We start from the raw sequence: 19,872 nt of genomic DNA on the forward strand, positions 1-19,872 counted from the left end.
TGCCTCCCGTCACGGAAAGCGACAACCGTCACAGAGCGGTTTCCATACCGCCCCACCCGTTCCCCGGACGGGAGCCGGTCCCTAGTGTGGCCCTGACAAGACCATTGCGGGGCAACGTGAATCAGATGCAGGGCCGGCTCGTCGCGGGACGCTACCGGCTCGGGGAAGCCATCGGCAGCGGCGGCATGGGCCGGGTGTGGCGCGCACACGACGAGGTGCTGCACCGGGCCGTCGCCATCAAGGAGTTGACCGCCGCGCTCTACGTCTCCGAGAGCGACCAGGCCATCCTCCTGGCGCGCACGCGGGGCGAGGCGCGCGCGGCGGCGCGGATCAACCACTCGGCCGTCGTCACCGTGCACGACGTACTCGAACACGACGGCCGGCCGTGGATCGTCATGGAGTTGGTGGAAGGCCGCTCGCTGGCCGACGCCGTCAAGGGCGAGGAGCGGGTCGACCCGCGGGAGGCGGCCCGGATCGGCCTGTGGGTGCTGCGTGCCCTGTGCGCCGCCCACGCCGCCGGGGTCCTGCACCGCGACGTCAAACCGGGCAACGTCCTGCTCGCCGACGACGGCCGGGTGCTGCTCACCGACTTCGGCATCGCGCAGATCGAGGGCGACTCCACCATCACCCGGACCGGAGAGGTCGTCGGCTCCGTCGACTACCTCGCGCCCGAGCGCGTCCGCGGCCACGACCCCGGCCCGTCCTCCGACCTGTGGGCGCTCGGCGCGACGCTGTACACGGCGGTGGAGGGCAGGTCGCCGTTCCGCCGCACCTCCCCGCTCACCACCATGCAGGCGGTCGTCGAGGAGGAGGCCACCGAGCCCCGGTACGCCGGTGCGCTCGCGCCGGTCATCAACGCCCTGCTGCGCAAGGACCCGGCCGAGCGTCCCGACGCGACCCAGGCCGAGCACCTGCTCGCCCAGGCGGCCGAGGGCCGACGCCCGGACGCCGCCCAGGCCTACGTGCCGACCACCCGGTACGCGGGGCCCCCGCCGGGGGCGGGCGACACGGCCCACCAGCCGGTACCGGGGGCACCGGGGGTGCCCGGGCCGCCGGGAGGGCCGGGGATGCCGGGCGCTCCGGTGCGCGCGGGCGGGACCGGCGCCACGCCGTACCCGCCGGCGACCGGCCCGATGACCGGCCCGATGACCGGCCCGATGACCGGCCCGATGACCGGCCTGGCGACCGGCCCGGCGACCGGACCCACGGCGGTGGGCCCCGCACCGGCCGGGCACACCGCGCCGGGTCACCCGCAGGCCACCGCTCCGGGCGGCGCCGCTCCCGGACGCGCCCGGCGGGTCCGTATGCGCACGCTCGCCCTGGTCGTCGCCGTCGCCGCGCTCATCGGCGCGGGCACCGCCGTGCTGCTGCAACAGCGCGACGAGGGCGGCTCGTCGGCCGGCCCTGACCCCACCACCGGGCCGACCGCCTCCGCCCCCGCCTCCCCCTCCGCGTCCGCCACGACCGGCAAGGACCCCGGCGGCTCCGTCCCGGCCGGCTGGACACGCCGTGACGACCCGCTGGGTTTCAGCCTCTACCTGCCCGAGGACTGGCAGCGGACGGACTTCGACGGCGACAGCGGCGAACTGCGGCAGATCGACTACACCCCCGACGGCGGCAACCACGTCCTGCGCATCTCCGTCGACAGCGCGCCCGACTACAACGACCCGTACGCGCACCAGCAGGACCTGGACGCGCAACTGCTCCAGCGGCTCGTCGACTACCAGCGCGTCAAGATCGAACGCGTGGGCTACCGCGACCGCGACAGCGCCCGGTGGGAGTACACCTGGACCGCGCTGGCGAAGGACACCGGGTTCCCCGGCCCGCGCCGCGCCGTGTCGCAGATGTACATGTCCCGCGACGGCGCCGAGTACGCCCTCAACATGACGGGTCCGGCGAGCGACTGGGCGGCCACGGAACGGCGGTTCAAGGCGGTGCTCCAGGGCTGGCAGGAGAGGACCGGCTGAGCCGCGCCCTGGGCGCCACGCCGCTCGCCCGTCCGTCGGTTGTCGGCCACCCGTGTGACAGCGGCCCGGAGGGGGCGCGTCCGGTGGGGCATGATGGGACGCATGGTGACCGAGGGGGCGGGCGGGCGTGTCATCGCGGGCCGTTACCGGCTCCATGAGCGGCTCGGCCGCGGCGGCATGGGCATCGTGTGGCGGGCCACCGACCAACTCCTCGCCCGCGAAGTGGCCGTGAAGGCGCTGCCCCTCGACGAGAGCCTCTCCGCGGCCGAGGCCCGGCGGCGTCGCGAACGCATCTTGCGCGAGGCCCGCGCGGTCGCGCAGTTGCGGCACCCGCACGTCATCGTCGTGCACGACGTGGTCGAGGACGACGCCCGCGCCTACATGGTCATGGAACTGGTCGACGGCGGTTCTCTCGCCGACCGCGTCCTCAGCCACGGGCCCGTCGACGCCGCCGAGGCCGCCCGTATCGGCATCGCCCTGCTCGACGCCCTGGACACGGCGCACGCGGCGGGGATCCTGCACCGGGACGTGAAACCGTCGAACGTGCTGATCGCCGAGGACGGCCGGGTCGTCCTCACCGACTTCGGGGTGGCGCAGGTCGCGGGCGCCACCACGCTCACCGAGAGCGGGTCCTTCGTCGGTTCCCCCGAGTACACCGCTCCGGAGCGGATGTCCGGTGCCGGGACCGGGCCCGAGTCCGACCTGTGGTCGCTGGGGGTGCTGCTGTGCGCGGTCCTCAGCGGCGCGTCTCCCTTCCACCGCGACTCGCTGGGCGGCGTCCTGCACGCCGTGGTCACCGAGGAGATCCGACCGCCCGCGCAGGCCGCACCGCTCCTCCCGGTCGTACGGGGCCTGCTGGAGCGCGACCCCCGACGGCGGCTGGACGCGGCCTCGGCGCAGCGGATGCTGCGGGCCTTCCTCAGTACGGGCCGTACGCCCGCGACGGCGGCCCAGGCCGCGACCGGCGGGTCCCCGCGCGCGCGGCGGAGCCCGAGGCGGAGCGCGCTCCTGGCGGTGCTGCTGGTCGTCGCGGCGGCGGGCGCGGGCGTCTCGGCCGCCGCGCTGTTCGCCGACGAAGGCGACGACGGGGGCGGTACGCCGACGAGTTCGGTGCCCGCCACGCCGACGCCCACCCCGGCGCCGCCGAGGACGACGGCGCCGACGCCCACCCCGGCGCCGCCGACGACGACGGAGCCGGCGGAGCCCGCGTCCCCCACCGCGTCCGGTTCGGGCACCGGTACCTGAACGGGAGACAAGGGGCAGCCCGCGTCACAGGTCTGTGACCGGCGCGCACCGGCGGTGGAAAGGGGCGCACCCGGCGCGGTATGGATGGACCCATGAGCAGCGACGGGGGGCCCCGCAACGGGGCGGACGAGCCGACCAGTTTTGACCTGCAACCACCGGGCCCGCCCGTCGCCGTGCCGCATCCCGGCAATCCTTACGCGGCACCCACGCAGGCCGTACCCACGCAGGCCGTACCCACGCAGGCCGTACCCACGCAGGCCGTACCCACGCAGGCCGTACCACCGCGGTCGCAGCCTCCGGCCTCCGCGCCTGCGTCGACCTCGCCTGCGTCGACCTCGTCTCCGTCGTCCACCCCCTCGGCCTCCGCGCCCGAGCCGGGCGCCGGGCGGCTCATCGCCGGCCGCTACCGGCTGATCGCCAGACTCGGGCACGGCGGCATGGGCACGGTGTGGCGCGCCAAGGACGAGACCGTCGACCGCGAGGTCGCCGTCAAGGAACCCCGCGTCCCCGACCACCTTCCCGAACGCGAACGGGCCAACGCCTTCGAACGGATGCGCCGTGAGGCGCGCGCCGCCGCCCGGCTCGACCACCCCGCCGTGGTCGACGTGCACGACGTGGCGGTCGTGGACGAGCAGCCGTGGATCGTGATGGAACTCGTGCACGGGCGCTCGCTCGGCGACGCCCTCCAGGAGGGCACACTGAGCGCGCGCGAGGCCGCCCGGATCGGCCTGGAGGTGCTCGGCGCGCTGGAGGCCGCACACGCCGCGGGTGTCCTGCACCGGGACGTGAAGCCGGACAACGTCCTGCTCGGCCGGCACGACCGGGTCGTCCTCACCGACTTCGGCATCGCCCGGATCGAGGGCGAGACCAGCCTGACCGACACCGGCGGCTTCGTCGGCTCGCCCGAGTACGTCGCCCCGGAGCGGGTGCTGGGCCGGCGCCCCGGCCCGGCGAGCGACCTGTGGTCGCTCGGCGTGGTGCTGTACGCGGCGACGGAGGGCGTCTCGCCGTTCCGCCGCAGCAACACCCCCGCCACACTGCAGTCGGTGCTCAACGCCACGCCCGCACCGCCCGCCTCCGCACCGGGCCCGCTGGCCGAGGCGATCACGGGGCTGCTGGACAAGGACCCCGCGCGCCGCCCGGACGCCGCCCGGGTCCGCGCCCTGCTGGACGCCGCCGCGAACCCGCCCGCGCCCACCCGGGTGGTCCGGCTCGACGGGCCCGAGGGGGCGGGCGGGCCGGCGCCCGCGTCCCGCTGGAGCGTCCGGCTGGGCCGCAACGCGTGGATCACCCTCGGCGCGGTGCTCGTCGCGGCGGCGGTCGCGTCGTACCTCGTGGTCGCCGAGCCCTTCGCGGGCCCCCTGCCCCAGGGCTGGAAGCAGCACGACCTCGCCGGGAAGACGGGCATGAGCGTCGGTGTGCCCGCCGAGTTCGTGCAGGCGAAGCACCCGGACGACTGGGACGGCACCAACGAGACGTTCGCCGACCCGAGCGGCGCGGTCACCGTCTCGGTGGACCGGGACATCAAGGCCGACGACAAGACCGACGAGATCCCGGACACCGCAGGCGCCAACGCCTGGGCGGACTGGGAGATGCTCAAGGACGGCGAGTACTCCTGGAACTTCGCCGCCGATCCCGCGCCCGCGGGCGAGCCGAGCGAGACCGAGTACAAGGGCGGGAAGGCCGCCGAGAACACCATCGCGTACACGACCGCGGACACGCAGAACCCCCGCGCGCGCGAATTCCACATCCTGTACTACCGGGCCGGCAACGGCGACCTGTGCAAGGTGTCGATCGACTACCCGCGCGAGGGCTACTTCGCCGACGAGGGCCGGGAGATCGCCCGCACCGTGATCGCCAACTGGGAGGTGGCCGGCCCCTGAGCCGGGAAAAGGAGGGACCGCGTCCCGACCTCCCGCACAACGCCCTGATCAGCGGGTTTGTTGCCAGCGATCACTGGCGGCATGTGAGCACTCGGTGAATCACCGTGAATCCCCATTACCGACGGGTACACAAAGCCCGCGCGGCGTCATACCCTGCGGCTCATGACGGACGCGCAGGCCACGGAACTCACCGGCACGAACCCCCTCGCCCCCACCCCGGAGGGCGCCCGCACCGCTGCCGACGTGGTCACGCCCGAGCTGGTCGCCCAGCTCACCAAGGGCGTGGCCGGGTCCGGCCGCACCGCCAACCACACCCCGTTCACCGGCGAGAAGCTGGCCGACCTGCCCGAGTCGACGCCCGAGGACGTGGCCGGCGCCTTCGAGCGGGCCCGCGCCGCCCAGGCCGTGTGGGCGCGGACCCCCGTACGGCAGCGCGCGGCGGTCCTGCTCCGCTTCCACGACCTGGTCCTGGAACGCCAGGCCGAGGTCCTCGACCTCATCCAGCTGGAGACCGGCAAGGCTCGCCTGCACGCCCACGAGGAGGTCCAGGCCGTCGCCGTCGCCGCCCGGCACTACGGCCGCAAGGCCCCCGCGTACCTGCGGCCCAAGCGGCACACCGGCGCCGTACCGACCCTGACGAAGGTCACCGAGCTGCGCCACCCGCGCGGTGTCGTCGGCCAGATCGCCCCCTGGAACTACCCGCTGGAGCTCTCGGTCGGCGACGCGCTCCCCGCCTTCGCCGCGGGCAACGCCGTCGTCATGAAGCCCGACACCGAGACCTGTCTGACCGCCCTGTGGGCCCGCGACCTGCTCATCGAGGCCGGTCTGCCCGCCGAGGTCTTCCAGGTCGTCCTCGGCGAGGGCCCCGTGGTCGGCCCCGAGGTCGTCAAGCACGCCGACTACGTCTCCTTCACCGGTTCCACCCGCACCGGCCGCGAGGTCGCCCGGGGCGCCGCGGCCCGCCTGGTCGGCGTCTCCCTGGAACTCGGCGGCAAGAACGCCATGCTGGTCCTCCAGGACGCCGACATCGAGAAGGCCGCGGCGGGCGCCGTACGCGCCTGCTTCTCCTCGGCCGGCCAGCTGTGCATCTCCATCGAGCGGCTCTACGTCCACGAGTCGGTCGCCGACGCCTTCCTGGAGCGCTTCGCCGCCCGCACCCGGGCCATGCGGCTCGGCACCTCCCTGTCCTACGGCGCCGACATGGGCTCGCTGGTGGGGGAGCGGCAGCTGGAGACCGTGCGCGCGCACGTGGCGGACGCCGTGGAGCGGGGCGCGAAACTCGTCGCGGGCGGCGTCGCCCGACCGGACATCGGCCCGTACTTCTACGAGCCGACGATCCTCGACGGCGTCGTGGCCCCCATGACCGTGTGCACCGAGGAGACCTTCGGCCCGGTCGTCTCCGTCTACCGCTTCACGACCGAGGACGAGGCCGTCGAACAGGCCAACTCCACGCCGTACGGCCTGAACTCCTCGGTCTGGACGAAGGACGCCCGGCGCGGCCGCGACGTCGCCGCCCGGCTGCGCACCGGCACCGTCAACATCAACGAGGGGTACGCGCCCGCCTACGGCAGCGTCCAGTCCCCGATGGGCGGCATGAAGGACTCCGGCCTCGGCCGCCGGCACGGCTCCGAGGGCATCCTCAAGTACACCGAGGCCCAGACCGTCGCCCACCAGCGCCTGCTGCCGATGGCGCCCTCGCTCGGCATGGACGACGAGAAGTACGCGGCGTTCATGAGCCGGAGCCTGCGGCTGATGAAGGCGTTCCGCTTGCGCTGATCCACCCCACCACCGCCCGTTCTCAACGAGGAGAGCACGTGTCGCAGGAGAACTCTGTCCAGACCCGGGACGAGAACGGGTACGACTACGACGTCCTCGTCGTGGGATCCGGCTTCGGCGGCTCCGTCTCCGCCCTCCGCCTCACCGAGAAGGGCTACCGCGTAGGCGTCCTGGAGGCCGGCCGCCGCTTCACCCGGGAGTCGCTGCCGAAGAACTCCTGGGACCTGAAGAACTACCTGTGGGCGCCCCGGCTCGGCATGTTCGGCATCCAGCGCATCCATCTGCTCGGGAATGTCATGGTCCTGGCAGGAGCCGGGGTCGGCGGCGGCTCCCTCAACTACGCCAACACCCTCTACGTGCCGCCGAAGCCCTTCTTCGACGACCCCCAGTGGCGCGGCATCACCGACTGGCACGAGGAACTGTCCCCGTACTACGACCAGGCCAAGCGCATGCTCGGCGTGCGTCTCAACCCGACGATGACCCCCTCCGACGTGCACCTGAAGGCGGCCGCCGAGCGGATGGGCTGCGGCGACACCTTCCACATGGCGCCGGTCGGCGTCTTCTTCGGCGACGGCGAGGACGCCGACGGCAAGGCGAAGGCGGGGCCGGGCGAGCGGGTGCCCGACCCGTACTTCGGCGGCGCGGGCCCCGACCGCAGGGCCTGCAACGAGTGCGGCGAGTGCATGACCGGCTGCCGGCACGGCGCGAAGAACACCCTCAACGAGAACTACCTGTACCTCGCCGAGAAGGCCGGCGCCGTCGTGCACCCGATGACCACGGCCGTCTCCGTCACGGACGACTCGCGCGGCGGATTCGCGGTCGCCACGCTCCCCACCGACCGCAAGAAGCGCGGGAGGAGCAGCGCGGGCCGCACCTTCACCGCCCGCCGCGTGGTCATAGCCGCCGGCACCTACGGCACCCAGACCCTGCTGCACCGCATGAAGGCGAGCGGCCAGCTCCCCCACCTGTCCGACCGGCTCGGCGAGCTGACCCGCACCAACTCCGAGGCACTGGTCGGCGCCCAGACCGACGACCGGCGCTACCGCAGCGCCACCGGCGAGGCGCGGGCCGACTTCACCCGCGGCGTCGCCATCACGTCCTCCATCCACCCGGACCCCAGCACCCACATCGAGCCGGTGCGCTACGGCAAGGGCTCCAACTCCATGGGCGGCCTGTCCATCCTCCAGGTCCCCTACGCCGGGCGGACCGCCTCGGGCACCTCCCGCGTCCTGGGCTTCCTGGGGCACGCCGCCAAGCACCCGCTGCTGGTGCTGCGTTCCCTGTCCAACCGCAAGTGGTCCGAGCGGACCATCATCGGCCTGGTCATGCAGTCCCTGGACAACTCCCTGACCACGCACCTGAAACCGACCGGCGTCGGCAAGGGCCTGCTCACCGCGCGCCAGGGCCACGGCGCGCCCAACCCCAAGCAGATCGAGGCCGCGACCGAGGGCGCCCGCGCACTCGCCGCCGAGATCAACGGCTTCGCCGGCTCCAACGTCGGGGAGTTGATGGGCACCCCGCTCACCGCCCACTTCCTCGGCGGCTGCCCGATCGGCGCCACCCGCGAAAGCGGGGTCATCGACCCGTACCACCGCCTCTACGGCCACCCCGGCATCTCGGTCGTGGACGGCGCCGCCGTCTCGGCCAACCTCGGTGTCAATCCGTCCCTGACCATCACGGCGCAGGCCGAGCGCGCGATGTCGTACTGGCCGAACAAGGGCGAGAGCGACCCGCGCCCCGCGCAGGGCACCCCCTACCGGCGCGTGGCCGCCGTGGCGCCCCGGTCGCCGGCCGTCCCGGAGAAGGCCTTCGGCGCGCTGCGCCTGCCGTTCCTCGACCTGCCGACGGTGCCGCCGAAGAAGGACTAGAGAACCGAAAAGGTGAGCGGGACCCGCACCCCCCTCCGAGTGCGGGTCCCGCTCACCCAGCCTGTGTCACGCGGCTCTTGCGAGCGTCAGGCGCCCGAACCGGCCCTGCGCCGCCGCACCGCGAACACCGCGCCGCCGCCCACGACCACGGCGAGCCCGCCGACGAGGCCGATCATCGGCAGCGCCGAGCTGCTGCCGGTCGCGGCGAGGCTCCCGGTCACCTCCGGGGTGTCGGCGCCCGGCTTCTCGGCGGCGACGGGCGCCTTGCCGCCCTCCTGCGGCTCGGTGCCCTCGGTGTCGGTGCCGGGTGCCACGATCCGGAACTGGTAGGCGACGTCGCCGAAGCCGGTGCACTCGCCGTCCGCGTCGCCGTAGATCGTCGCGCCGAGCGTGAAGCCCGCGCCGACCGGCGCACCGGCCCGTACGTCGATCCGCATCGGGATGTCGACCTCGTAGTCGGGCGCCAGCTCCTCGGTGTAGCCGACGTAGCCGACCGCGTAGCCGAATTCGTCGAGGTCCTCCCAGGACTTGTCCTGGGCGTTCCAGGCCTGGAGGGCGACCTTCCCGCTTTCGAACAGCTCCTCGCCGTCGCGGTCGGCGGAGGCGCCGGCCAGGTACTCGAGGTTCTGCAGCGTGGAGCCGGAGTTGTTCGCCACGTTCAGCGAGAACTCGTGCCAGCCGCTGCCCGCCGCGATCTCGCCGGGCAGGCCCTCGATGCCGACGTCGACCTTGGTGTCCTCGCACACGGACGGCTCCGGGTCCGGGGCCCCGGTCTCCTCCGGCGCGGAGGTGCTCGGCGACGGGGACGCGGGGGCGGACGTGGTCGGCTGCGAGGCGCCGGGGGCGGGGGTGCCCTCGCCCGTCGTGCTCGGGGAGACCGGGGAGACCGGGGAAGCCGGGGAGGACGGGGAGGCGGAGGAACTCGAGGCCGGGCTCGTCGAGTCGCTCGGGGCGGGCGAGGTCACGCTCGTCGACTCACCCTGGGACGGTGAGCTGTCCGAGGAGGCGGACGGGGACGGGGACGTACTGCCGGTCGCGGAGGCGGCCGGGGCCGCGAGCAGGGCGACGGGGGAGATCACTGCCGTGGCGGCGGCTGCGGCCAGGGCGCGACGAAGCTTCATGCCCGTTTGATCACTGGAACCTGTGAATGGTTGTCTCCGTATTCACAGAATCCTTATGTGTCCTAAGTCACTACCCGTTCCGTCGGCCGGCCCCGGGCGTCCCCGGAGCCGGTCCCTTGGGTGACCGGGCTGCTGTCCCCTGCCGTCCGGTCACTTCCTGGAGCGAGGTCCCACGACGCACGGCATGATCCGTACGCCTCATCGCTCCAGCGAGCCACGCGTGGTTCTTTCGGGCCCGCCCCTGGCTGACACGGACACCGGGACCAACGAAGCCGCTCGCGAACCGGTCACGCTCCGTACGGGTGAGAAGGGGCCCGAACTCAGATGCGACCCCGGCCACGCCGCGTACCTCAGACGCGACCGCGGCACAGCTCCAGCATCGTCATCGCCAGCGCCGTGCCCGGCTTGCCCAGCGCCTGCCGGTAGTGGTCGAGCACCTCCATCTCCCGGGAGAGGTTCACCCGCCGGCCGCCGGAGGTGATCCGCGCCTCCTGGATGACCGCGGAGACGGCCATCCGTTCCTGGATCAGCCCGATGATCCGGTCGTCCAGGGCGTCGATGCGCTCCCGGGCGCCGGTGATCACGTCGGCGGCCTCGGGGGTGTGGGCGCCGGTCTTGTCTGCTGCGGTGACGGTCATGCGGGTGTCTCCTCGCCGGAAGGGGGGCGGCACCGGGACCGGCACGGTCCGCGAACGCCAGGCGCCCCGGACCTTGTCGGCCCGGGGCGCCTGGGAAGTCGCTTGTCAGTTGCTCAAGCAGCACGACCATGGCAGCCGGTGGGCCGGTTGCCATAGGTAAACAGGAACGCCTGGTGCTTGAGCATGGGCCCCAGTATGCCCCGGCGACGGTCGGTGTCCAAGCCGGTTCGCATGGTGAGACGCGGGACGGGGCCGGGGGAGGGGCGAGGGCGGCGGCCGACGGCGGGGCCGGGCCACCTGCCCAGCTCGGTAGAATCGGGAGTACAAGCCCCCCGCCCGACCGCCGGAAGGCACCCCGTGTCATCAGCGACTCCCGCTGCCGCCGCCCCCGACACCGTCCTGGTCGTCGACTTCGGCGCGCAGTACGCCCAGCTCATCGCCCGTCGTGTCCGCGAGGCGCGGGTCTACAGCGAGATCGTGCCGAGCTCCATGCCGGTCGAGGAGATTCTCGCCAAGAACCCGGCGGCCATCATCCTCTCGGGCGGACCCTCCTCGGTGTACGAGCCGGGCGCCCCGACCCTCGACCGCGCCCTGTTCGAGGCCGGCGTCCCCGTCTTCGGCATGTGCTACGGCTTCCAGCTGATGGCGCAGACCCTCGGCGGCACCGTCGACAACTCCGGCGCCCGTGAGTACGGCCGCACCGACCTCGTGGTCTCCAAGCCGTCCTCCACCCTCTTCGAGGGAACCCCGGCCGAGCAGGCCGTGTGGATGTCGCACGGCGACGCCTGCTCCGCCGCCCCCGAGGGCTTCACCGTCACCGGCTCCACGGACGTCGTCCCGGTCGCCGCCTTCGAGAACGACGAGAAGAAGCTCTACGGCGTCCAATACCACCCCGAGGTCATGCACTCCACGCACGGGCAGCAGGTGCTGGAGCACTTCCTGTACCGGGGCGCCGGCCTGAGCCCCGACTGGACCACGGGCAACGTGATCGAGGAGCAGGTCGCCGCCATCCGCGAGCAGGTCGGCGACAAGCGCGCCATCTGCGGCCTGTCCGGCGGCGTGGACTCCGCGGTCGCCGCCGCCCTCGTCCAGAAGGCCATCGGCTCCCAGCTGACCTGCGTCTACGTCGACCACGGCCTGATGCGCAAGGGCGAGACCGAGCAGGTCGAGAAGGACTTCGTCGCCGCGACCGGCGTGCAGCTGAAGGTCGTGGACGCCGAGGAGCGGTTCCTCAAGGCGCTCGCCGGGGTGTCCGACCCCGAGGAGAAGCGGAAGATCATCGGCCGCGAGTTCATCCGGGTCTTCGAGCAGGCGCAGCTGGAGATCATGCGGGAGGCCGGCCCCGAGGTCGCCTTCCTCGTGCAGGGCACGCTCTACCCGGACGTCGTCGAGTCCGGCGGCGGCACAGGCACCGCCAACATCAAGTCCCACCACAACGTGGGCGGGCTCCCCGACGACATCGAGTTCGAGCTGGTCGAGCCGCTGCGCCAGCTGTTCAAGGACGAGGTCCGGATGGTCGGCCAGGAGCTGGGCCTGCCGGAGGAGATCGTCCAGCGCCAGCCCTTCCCCGGCCCCGGCCTCGGCATCCGCATCGTCGGCGAGGTCACCAAGGAGCGGCTCGACCTGCTGCGCGAGGCCGACGCCATCGCCCGCGAGGAGCTGACCGCGGCCGGCCTCGACCGCGACATCTGGCAGTGCCCCGTGGTGCTGCTCGCGGACGTCCGCTCCGTCGGCGTCCAGGGCGACGGCCGCACCTACGGCCACCCGGTCGTCCTGCGGCCGGTCTCCTCCGAGGACGCCATGACCGCCGACTGGTCCCGGCTGCCGTACGACGTGCTCGCCAGGATCTCGACCCGGATCACCAACGAGGTCAAGGACGTCAACCGCGTGGTCCTCGACGTGACGTCGAAGCCGCCGGGCACCATCGAGTGGGAGTGACCCCGGAGCCCCACAGGGCGCTCCCTACGTGCGCCTGACCGTGCGCACGGGGCGACCGGGCTGCCAGATCTCGACGACGAGGTACGTGTCGTCCTCGACGCGGGTCCGCACGACCTCCGTCAGCTCGGTACGGAAGAGGTGGAACGGCTCCGGCGGTTCCACCTCTTCCACGTACCCGGCCCTGGTCGCGGGATCCTCGACCTCGACCGCCCGACCGGCGATCCGCACGTCCCCGCCGCCCATGCCGGTGCCGTCCCCCGGATTCGCCTGGAGCGCGAAGCGGGGATCGCGGCGCAGGTCGAGCGCCTTCGCCGAGCGCGGCATCATGCCGAGCCACAGCTCGCCGCCCAGGAAACGCACCTCCAGGCCGGTGGTGCGGGGCGGGCCGTCCTTGCGCAGGGTGGCGAGGACATGGTGCGGGTACGCGCCGAAGCGCGCCTCGACGGTGTCGGCCAGGGCGGGTTCGGCGGCGGCGAAACCGGCCCAGTTCACAGCGGTGCCCGAAGTCATACGCCGAGTGTGAACGCGAAAACCGACACCCTCTGTCGCGTATTGGCCCCGGAATCTGTCCTCCCGGCCGCACCGCCGGTAACTTCCGGCCCGTAAGGCACATCCGGCGCCGAAGGACAGAGAACACATGCACGGGACGCCCGGGGCCGCCGAGCCCCCGCCGCTGCCCACCGACCGGCTGCGGTTCGCCATGCCGCCCAGGCACGACTCGGTCGAGGACGAACGCCGGCACCGCAAGGAACGGCTCGCCGGCGCGCTGCGCCTCTTCGGGCGGCACGGCTTCGAGGACGGGGTCTCCGGGCACATCACCGCCCGCGACCCCGAGTACACCGACTGCTTCTGGGTCAACCCGTTCGGCGTGCCCTTCGCCCACATCACGGTGAGCGACCTGGTGCTGGCCAACTCCGAGGGCCAGGTGGTGGAGGGCGGCCACCACGTGAACCAGGCCGCCTTCACCGTGCACTCCCAGGTCCACGCGGCCCGCCCGGACGCCGTCGCGGTCGCCCACTGCCACTCGGTGCACGGGCGCGCGCTGTCGGCCCTCGGCGAGCTGCTCGAACCGATCACGCAGGAGAGCTGCGCCTTCTACGAGGACCACGCCCTGTACGACTCCTACTCCGGCGTCGCCGTCGACGCCGAGGAGGGGCGGCGCATCGCGGAGGTGCTCGGCTCCGGCAAGGCGCTCGTGCTGCGCAACCACGGGCTGCTGACGGTCGGCGACTCGGTGGACGCGGCGGCCTGGTGGTTCCTGTCCCTGGAGCGGTCCTGCCAGGTGCAGCTGCTGGCGAAGGCGGCGGGACGTCCGGTGCGGATCGACCACCGGCAGGCCGTGGCGACCCGGGAACAGCTCGGCGGCGACCTGGTGGCGTGGATCAACTACCAGCCCTTGTGGCAGGAGGTGACCCGCCGCGAACCCGACCTGCTCGACTGACCGCGCCCGGTGCGGCTCGGGACGCCCCGGGGCGGCGTCAACACGGCGCTGCGCGCATCACCCGCGCTGAGCGGACGTAAGCCGGGGCGGCGCGCGGACGCGGGCCGCGGTACGGCACAATTCGCTGTCGTTCCAGGGGACTTACCGGGTTGCGGGAAGGCGGGCGTCGGGCGTGGCGGTGCAGGAGGCGAGACGCGGGAGCGGCTCGGACAGGGACGCGTACGAGACGGCGCACGGTGGTGGCTGCACCTGCGGGGACTGTCCGCACGGCGCCCGGGAGGGGCACCGCAGGGCGGTCGCCGCGTTCCTGCTGCGGCGGGACGAGTTCGCGGCCGGGCAGGGGCTGCCGGCCGCGGTGGCCCACTCGGCCTCCGCCTCCCGCCAGTGGGTCTCGGAGGAGCTGACCCAGTCGGCGGAAGCCGTCGCCGAACGCGGCCGCGCCGAGGGCGACGCATGGCTCGCGGCGCTGGGCCGGCGCACGACGGCCGTGGTGTGGGCGGCGGTCGTCCTGCTGCTGCTCGGGCAGTCGCTCACCGCGGTCGGCGCGGGCTGGTCGGCGGCGCGCACCGCCGGACTCGCGGCGGCGCTGGTGGTGGCCGGCGCGCTGACGGCGGCGTCCTGGTTCCACCGCGACCGGGGCGGGGCGCTGGCGCCGGTCATCGGCGAGGACAACCGCCTGTCCACCTCCCGCGCCGTGGCGGCGGCCTGGGTCCTCTTCATCGCCTACGCCGTGCTCGTGCTCGCCGGACAGCTGGCCGTCGCCTCGGGGCACGACCGGCGGGACGCGCTGATCTCCGGTCTCGAACTCGGGCGCGGCACCGGCGCGGTGACCGTGCTCGCGGTGGTCTGCGGGATCGCGGTCCTGGTGCGGCGGGTGGTCGGACTGCGCGTACTGGGACAGCGGTTGCAGAAGGTGCGGGCCGACCGGCCGCGCGCCTGCGACCTGCTGACGGACGACGCGGGCCGCGGTACCTTCGCCGACATCCAGTACGTGGTGATCAGCACCGTGGCCCTGGTGTTCGCTGCGGTACGGCTGGCCCGGCGCCCGGAGCAACTGCCCGACCTGCCCTGGGGGCTGGCGGTGGTGGTGCTGGTCTCGGCGGCGACCTACGTGGCCGGCAAGTACGCCGAGGGCGGGCGGCCGGTGATCCTCTCCGTGGTCCGGGCACGGGAGGCCGGTGACCTGGACGCGCCCATCCGCACGGGCGACGACATCGAGATCCGCGGTGCGGGCTTCGTGCCGCCCGGCGCCCAGCGGGCGGACCGGCTGTCCCGGATGGTGGTCCGCATCGGCGCGGTCAATGTCCACGTCCCCCTGGTGCCGGTGACGGGCGGCTTCAGCAACCCCACGGACGACCTGCTGACGGTCCCCGTCCCGGCGGACGTGGAACCGGGCCGGGTCGACGTCCAGGTGGTCACGGGCGCGGGCGTGGAGACCAACCGGTACGCGATCGACGTGACGGACTGACGCCTCCCGCCCGCCCCGGCGGGCGGTCTGCGGCTTCCGGCGGCGAGAAACCGGTTGCCGGGGGGTTGAGCAGGGCCCGGCCGTCCTACGTATGGTCTGTGGGGGGTCCGGGCATGCGCGGCGAGAGGCGGCTGGCAGTGATGACGCACGGAATGCGGACGGATGTCGACATCTCACCGGGGAGCGGAGGGGACTGGCGCGACAGCGCCGCCCGGTACGCCCTGCTTCCGCTACGGATCTTCCTCGGGGTCACCTTCGTCTACGCCGGTCTGGACAAGCTCACCGACAGCGCCTTCATGAAGGACGCGGGCGCCGGTTCCATCGGGGACATGATGCGTACCGTCCGCGACTCCTCGGCCGTCCCGGCCCTGGTCGACCTCGCCCTGAAGAACCCGCCCGGATTCGGCTACGCCATCGCCCTGGGCGAGCTGGCCGTCGGCATCGGCACCCTGCTCGGGCTGCTCACCCGCCTGGCGGCGCTGGGCGGTGCGCTGATCTCGCTCAGCCTGTGGCTGACCGTCAGCTGGGCCTCCGACCCCTACTACTACGGCAACGACCTCGCCTACCTCATGGCCTGGCTCCCCCTCGTCCTCGCGGGCGCCCCGCTGCTGTCCCTGGACGCCGTACTGCGCACCCGGCGCAGGCGACGGACGGGCGGGTACCGGTAGGCCCCGTCGTCACCGTCCCGCGCGGCGGCGCCGTCAGCGGGGGAGGTCCGCCCGGGGTGCGTCCGGCGTCGCCGCGCGGCGTCGGTGCGCGGCCCGGGCCACGACGCCGACCGCGCCCGCGATGCCGAGCCCGCCGGAGACGAGCGGGATCACCGCGAACCACGGGGCCTGCCAGGCGCCGCCCGCGTCACCGGCGTAGACGACGCCGGCCAGTATCAGGAAGACGCCGGCCACCAGCCGCCCCGGCTGGAACCTATGACGCAGCACGGGACACCTCCGCCTGACCGACGCCGACCTGGAGGTCGAGGTCGAGGACGCCGCCGTCCTCGCCGCCCTTCGCGGGGGACAGGATGATCTCCTTGTGCTTGCCGGGTGCCACGTCCACGTCCTTCTCGTCGTCGCCGGGCAGCTGGATGTCGCCCACGCCCACCTCGACGTCCAGCCGCACGGTCACGTCCTGCGGCACGACGACCCGTATGCGGCCCACGCCCACGTCGGCCCGGGTGGTCACCGTCTGCCCCTCGGCCAGGTCGAGGCGGGACAGGTCGAGGGTGCCGCTGCCCGCGCCGATGTCGTACTGCTCGCGCACGTCGGCCGCCGCCACGGGCTGCCAGGTGGTCCGGACCCACTCGGTCCCGACCTTCTCCGGAACGGCGGCCGATCCGGCCAGCAGGCCCGCCGTGACCACGGCCAGGAAGATCGAGCCGGCCCCCGTGCGCCCGAGGAGGGAACTGACCGCGATACCGAGGCCGAAGACGATGAGCGCACCCGCCAGACCGGTCTGCAAGCTGGTGCCCAGCGCATGGTCGTCCCAGGTCAGCCGGGTCCCGAGGAAGCCGGCCAGCAGGGCGAGCAGGAACACCCAGCCGCCGATGCCCCGGGGGCCGCGCGGTGGCGGGGACCAGGGGACCCGGTCGCCCGCCGCACCGCGGTCGCGACGCCCCGGGATGCCGCGGCCGATGTTGACGGCCGCCGCGATGTCGCGTTCCGCAGGGTCCGGCGGCCCCCACATGTAGCCCGTCCCGCCGTCATGGGTGCCGTCCTTGACGATGGGGTCGCGCCACCAGGAGGGCCAGGTGTACATGATCGGCGGCGCCTTGGCCTCCGGCGGGGCGTCGGCGACGGCCTGGGCCGAGAGCGGGTCCGGTTCCGGCGTCCTGCGGTGCCGCGACCAGTACCCGGCGCCCGCGAGGAGCAGGGAGAGGACGACGGCGAAGGTCAGCACGCCGCCGTTGTGCAGCATGGTGAGGAAGATCCCGCAGCCGACCAGGGCGAAGAGCACGGCCGCCAGGGCCTGGCCGTCGACCCGGCCGGTCAGCAGCTTGCGCACCTCGTTCTCCTCCTCGTCGTCGTAGGGGACGAAGAGCCAGGCGAAGCCGTAGAAGAGGAGGCCGATGCCGCCGGTCGCGGAGAGCACCGCGAGCGTGATCCGGAAGATCACCGGATCCAGGTCGCACGGCCGGCCGAGGCCGGCGCACACCCCGGCGAGCGCCTTGTGCCGCCGGTCGCGCCGGAACCGGTGCGGCGGCCCGGGGGCGTCCGTGCCCCCGGCGGCTCCCGCGTCGCCGGGGGCACCCGGGGCACCCGGGACGCCCGGGGCGGACGCACCGGCCGCGGGGCGCTCGTGATCTGTCATGGGTCCATGGTGACGGGCGCGGTGCCGTGACGGCAGCCGGTTCGACCCTGGTCGGACCCTGATATCGGCCCTGACTCCGGGCCCGGGCAGCGTTCGAGACCCGCCCGGCCCGAAGATCAGGGGTGATTGGGGGAACGACCCTGATGCTGCGACTCCCGCACCCGTGTGACCATCGGTGCCATGCCGGAAGCCGCAGCAGCACCCGTCGTCGAACCGCGGCCGCCGCGCAAGCTCTACCGCAGCAGCGACGGACGCTGGCTCGGTGGAGTGGCGCGGGGGCTCGCCGGGCATCTCGGGCTGCCCGTCATCTGGGTGCGGTTCGCCTTCGTCGGCCTGTTCATGGCCGACGGCCTGGGCGCGCTGCTGTACGCGGCCTTCTGGTTCTTCGTGCCGCTGGGCGTCGGGGGAGTGGAGGCGCAGAAGCCGCCGTCCCTCGTCACCTCCGAGACGGGGCCGGACGGCCGCCGCAGACTCGTGACCCGCAGGCCGGACAAGGGGCAACTGGTCGCCCTGCTTCTCATGGTCGTCGTGGCCCTGGTCTTCGTGGGCAACGTCGACCTCGGCGGCGGCGCCAAGGCCTACCTGTGGCCGACCGTGCTCGTCGGCGCCGGCGTCGCCCTCGTCTGGCGCCAGGCGGACAACGCGCGCCGGGCCCGCTGGGCCGAGGTGGGACGCCACCGCCGCACGGTCACCCTGCTGCGCTCGGTGGCCGGCGTCCTGCTGGTGACGGCCGGGGTCACCGGCATCTTCGTCCTCCAGGGTTCCGCCGCCCACCTCGGCTCCGTCCTCCAGGCGGCCCTCGCCGTCCTCGTCGGCATCACCCTCCTCGCCGGCCCCTACCTGGTGCGGATGACGCAGGACCTCTCCGAGGAGCGGCTGATGCGCATCCGCGCGCAGGAGCGCGCCGAGGTCGCCGCCCACGTGCACGACTCGGTGCTGCACACCCTGACCCTGATCCAGCGCAACGCGGAGAGCGCGGGCGAGGTGCGCCGCCTGGCCCGGGCCCAGGAGCGGGACCTGCGCGCCTGGCTCTACAAACCCGAGGGCAACGGCAAGGACGAGGACGACGAGCCCACCACCCTCGCCGAGGCCGTGAAGCGCAACGCGGCGGAGGTCGAGGACAAGCACGGTGTTCCCCTGGAGGTGGTCGTCGTCGGCGACTGCCCCCTCGACGAGCGCGTCGGCGCACAGATGCAGGCCGCGCGCGAAGCGATGGTGAACGCGGCCAAGTACGGTGGCGAGGGCGGCGCCGTACAGGTCTACGCCGAAGTCGAGGGCAGGACGGTCTTCGTGTCCGTCCGGGACCGCGGCCCCGGCTTCGACCTCGACTCGATACCCGCCGACCGCATGGGCGTCAGAGAATCGATCATCGGCCGCATGGAGCGCAACGGCGGCACGGCGCGGCTGCGCGCGGTGCCGGACGGCGGCACGGAGGTCGAACTGGAAATGGAGAGGGCGGAGAAGACGTCATGAGCGACCCGACCGAGGGGAACGGAACGGCGGGAGCGGGCGAGGCGGCCGAGCCCGCACGGCCGGCGAGCGGTGGCGCGGGGGAGCGCCACGTGCGTGTGGTGCTCGTCGACGACCACCGTATGTTCCGCACCGGCGTTCAGGCCGAGATCGGCCAGACCGCCGAGACCGGGGTCGAGGTCGTCGGCGAGGCCGCCGACGTGGACCAGGCCGTCACGGTCATCACCGCGACCCGCCCCGAGGTCGTGCTCCTCGACGTCCACCTCCCCGGCGGCGGCGGCGTCGAGGTGCTGCGCCGCTGCGCGCCCCTGATGGGCGACGCCGAGCGGCCCGTGCGCTTCCTCGCCCTGTCCGTCTCGGACGCGGCGGAGGACGTGATCGGGGTGATCCGCGGCGGCGCCCGGGGCTATGTCACCAAGACCATCACCGGTACCGACCTGGTCGACTCCGTCTTCCGCGTCCAGGAGGGGGACGCGGTCTTCTCCCCGCGCCTGGCCGGCTTCGTCCTCGACGCCTTCGCCTCCACCGACGCCCCGCCGGTCGACGAGGACCTCGACCGGCTCACCCAGCGCGAGCGCGAGGTGCTGCGCCTGATCGCCCGCGGCTACGCGTACAAGGAGATCGCCAAGCAGCTGTACATCTCGGTGAAGACGGTCGAGTCGCACGTCTCGGCGGTCCTGCGCAAGCTCCAGCTGTCCAACCGGCACGAGCTGACCCGGTGGGCGACGGCACGACGGCTGGTGTGAGGCTCCG

Annotated in this window: 17 protein-coding genes; 12 read left to right on the forward strand and 5 right to left on the reverse strand. The window is 73.5% G+C overall.

Features of this window, described 5'->3' with window-relative positions:
- Positions 1 to 125 precede the first annotated feature (125 nt).
- The 5 genes from IE94_RS0101715 to IE94_RS0101735 all read left to right on the forward strand — a co-directional run bounded on the left by IE94_RS0101715 (position 126) and on the right by IE94_RS0101735 (position 8,739).
- Positions 126 to 1,967, forward strand: a complete 1,842-nt coding sequence (locus IE94_RS0101715; protein WP_030145530.1) for a serine/threonine-protein kinase — start codon at positions 126 to 128, stop codon at positions 1,965 to 1,967.
- A 93-nt stretch (positions 1,968 to 2,060) separates the two neighbouring features.
- The gene (locus IE94_RS0101720) at positions 2,061 to 3,212 is read left to right on the forward strand and encodes a serine/threonine-protein kinase (RefSeq protein WP_037921620.1); all 1,152 of its coding nucleotides are present in this window, start codon (positions 2,061 to 2,063) and stop codon (positions 3,210 to 3,212) included.
- Between the two features lie 92 nt (positions 3,213 to 3,304).
- The gene (locus IE94_RS0101725; RefSeq protein WP_030145532.1) at positions 3,305 to 5,095 is read left to right on the forward strand and encodes a serine/threonine-protein kinase; all 1,791 of its coding nucleotides are present in this window, start codon (positions 3,305 to 3,307) and stop codon (positions 5,093 to 5,095) included.
- Positions 5,096 to 5,257: 162 nt separating this feature from the next.
- Positions 5,258 to 6,871 carry a succinic semialdehyde dehydrogenase gene (locus IE94_RS0101730; RefSeq protein WP_030145533.1) on the forward strand — a complete coding sequence of 538 codons (1,614 nt, stop codon included), beginning with the start codon at positions 5,258 to 5,260 and terminating at the stop codon, positions 6,869 to 6,871.
- Positions 6,872 to 6,909: 38 nt separating this feature from the next.
- Complete coding sequence (locus IE94_RS0101735; protein ID WP_030145534.1) at positions 6,910 to 8,739, forward strand: GMC oxidoreductase; 1,830 nt, start codon at positions 6,910 to 6,912, stop codon at positions 8,737 to 8,739.
- A gap of 86 nt (positions 8,740 to 8,825) precedes the next feature.
- On the opposite strand, the gene IE94_RS40815 is transcribed toward IE94_RS0101735, so the two are convergent.
- Positions 8,826 to 9,485 (reverse strand): LAETG motif-containing sortase-dependent surface protein, encoded by a 660-nt coding sequence (locus tag IE94_RS40815; RefSeq protein ID WP_037921444.1) that lies wholly within the window; start codon positions 9,483 to 9,485, stop codon positions 8,826 to 8,828.
- On the opposite strand from IE94_RS40815, the gene IE94_RS40820 reads away from it, so the two are divergent.
- Positions 9,472 to 9,870: a hypothetical protein gene (locus tag IE94_RS40820; RefSeq protein WP_245235147.1), complete on the forward strand. Its 399-nt coding sequence runs from the start codon at positions 9,472 to 9,474 to the stop codon at positions 9,868 to 9,870. The genes IE94_RS40815 and IE94_RS40820 overlap by 14 nt on opposite strands.
- A gap of 340 nt (positions 9,871 to 10,210) precedes the next feature.
- Here the strand turns inward: IE94_RS40820 and IE94_RS0101745 are convergent, their stop codons facing one another.
- On the reverse strand, positions 10,211 to 10,498 hold the full coding sequence (locus IE94_RS0101745) for a chorismate mutase (protein WP_030145536.1): 288 nt from the start codon (positions 10,496 to 10,498) through the stop codon (positions 10,211 to 10,213).
- A 357-nt stretch (positions 10,499 to 10,855) separates the two neighbouring features.
- On the opposite strand from IE94_RS0101745, the gene guaA reads away from it, so the two are divergent.
- Entirely contained in the window at positions 10,856 to 12,436 is a 1,581-nt protein-coding gene (guaA, locus tag IE94_RS0101750) for a glutamine-hydrolyzing GMP synthase (protein WP_030145537.1), read from the forward strand.
- A 24-nt stretch (positions 12,437 to 12,460) separates the two neighbouring features.
- On the opposite strand, the gene IE94_RS0101755 is transcribed toward guaA, so the two are convergent.
- Positions 12,461 to 12,946: a pyridoxamine 5'-phosphate oxidase family protein gene (locus IE94_RS0101755; RefSeq protein ID WP_030145538.1), complete on the reverse strand. Its 486-nt coding sequence runs from the start codon at positions 12,944 to 12,946 to the stop codon at positions 12,461 to 12,463.
- Positions 12,947 to 13,073: 127 nt separating this feature from the next.
- On the opposite strand from IE94_RS0101755, the gene IE94_RS0101760 reads away from it, so the two are divergent.
- From IE94_RS0101760 to IE94_RS0101770, 3 genes are all read left to right on the forward strand, one after another.
- Entirely contained in the window at positions 13,074 to 13,877 is an 804-nt protein-coding gene (locus tag IE94_RS0101760; protein WP_030145539.1) for a class II aldolase/adducin family protein, read from the forward strand.
- Between the two features lie 172 nt (positions 13,878 to 14,049).
- The gene (locus IE94_RS0101765) at positions 14,050 to 15,345 is read left to right on the forward strand and encodes a hypothetical protein (RefSeq protein ID WP_030145540.1); all 1,296 of its coding nucleotides are present in this window, start codon (positions 14,050 to 14,052) and stop codon (positions 15,343 to 15,345) included.
- Between the two features lie 140 nt (positions 15,346 to 15,485).
- Positions 15,486 to 16,013 (forward strand): DoxX family membrane protein, encoded by a 528-nt coding sequence (locus IE94_RS0101770; RefSeq protein WP_425337947.1) that lies wholly within the window; start codon positions 15,486 to 15,488, stop codon positions 16,011 to 16,013.
- Positions 16,014 to 16,046: 33 nt separating this feature from the next.
- Here the strand turns inward: IE94_RS0101770 and IE94_RS0101775 are convergent, their stop codons facing one another.
- Both IE94_RS0101775 and IE94_RS0101780 read right to left on the reverse strand, forming a co-directional pair.
- Positions 16,047 to 16,280 (reverse strand): hypothetical protein, encoded by a 234-nt coding sequence (locus IE94_RS0101775; protein ID WP_030145542.1) that lies wholly within the window; start codon positions 16,278 to 16,280, stop codon positions 16,047 to 16,049.
- A complete protein-coding gene (locus tag IE94_RS0101780; RefSeq protein ID WP_030145543.1) occupies positions 16,267 to 17,649 on the reverse strand; it encodes a PspC domain-containing protein in 1,383 nt (460 codons plus the stop codon). Before IE94_RS0101780 ends, IE94_RS0101775 begins: the two co-directional genes overlap by 14 nt.
- 180 nt (positions 17,650 to 17,829) lie before the next feature.
- On the opposite strand from IE94_RS0101780, the gene IE94_RS0101785 reads away from it, so the two are divergent.
- The gene (locus IE94_RS0101785) at positions 17,830 to 19,122 is read left to right on the forward strand and encodes an ATP-binding protein (RefSeq protein ID WP_030145544.1); all 1,293 of its coding nucleotides are present in this window, start codon (positions 17,830 to 17,832) and stop codon (positions 19,120 to 19,122) included.
- Complete coding sequence (locus IE94_RS0101790; protein ID WP_030145545.1) at positions 19,119 to 19,865, forward strand: LuxR C-terminal-related transcriptional regulator; 747 nt, start codon at positions 19,119 to 19,121, stop codon at positions 19,863 to 19,865. Before IE94_RS0101785 ends, IE94_RS0101790 begins: the two co-directional genes overlap by 4 nt.
- Positions 19,866 to 19,872 lie beyond the last annotated feature (7 nt).

The sequence above is a fragment of the Streptomyces violaceorubidus genome (genome assembly GCF_000717995.1).
Taxonomy (GTDB): Bacteria; Actinomycetota; Actinomycetes; order Streptomycetales; family Streptomycetaceae; genus Streptomyces; species Streptomyces violaceorubidus.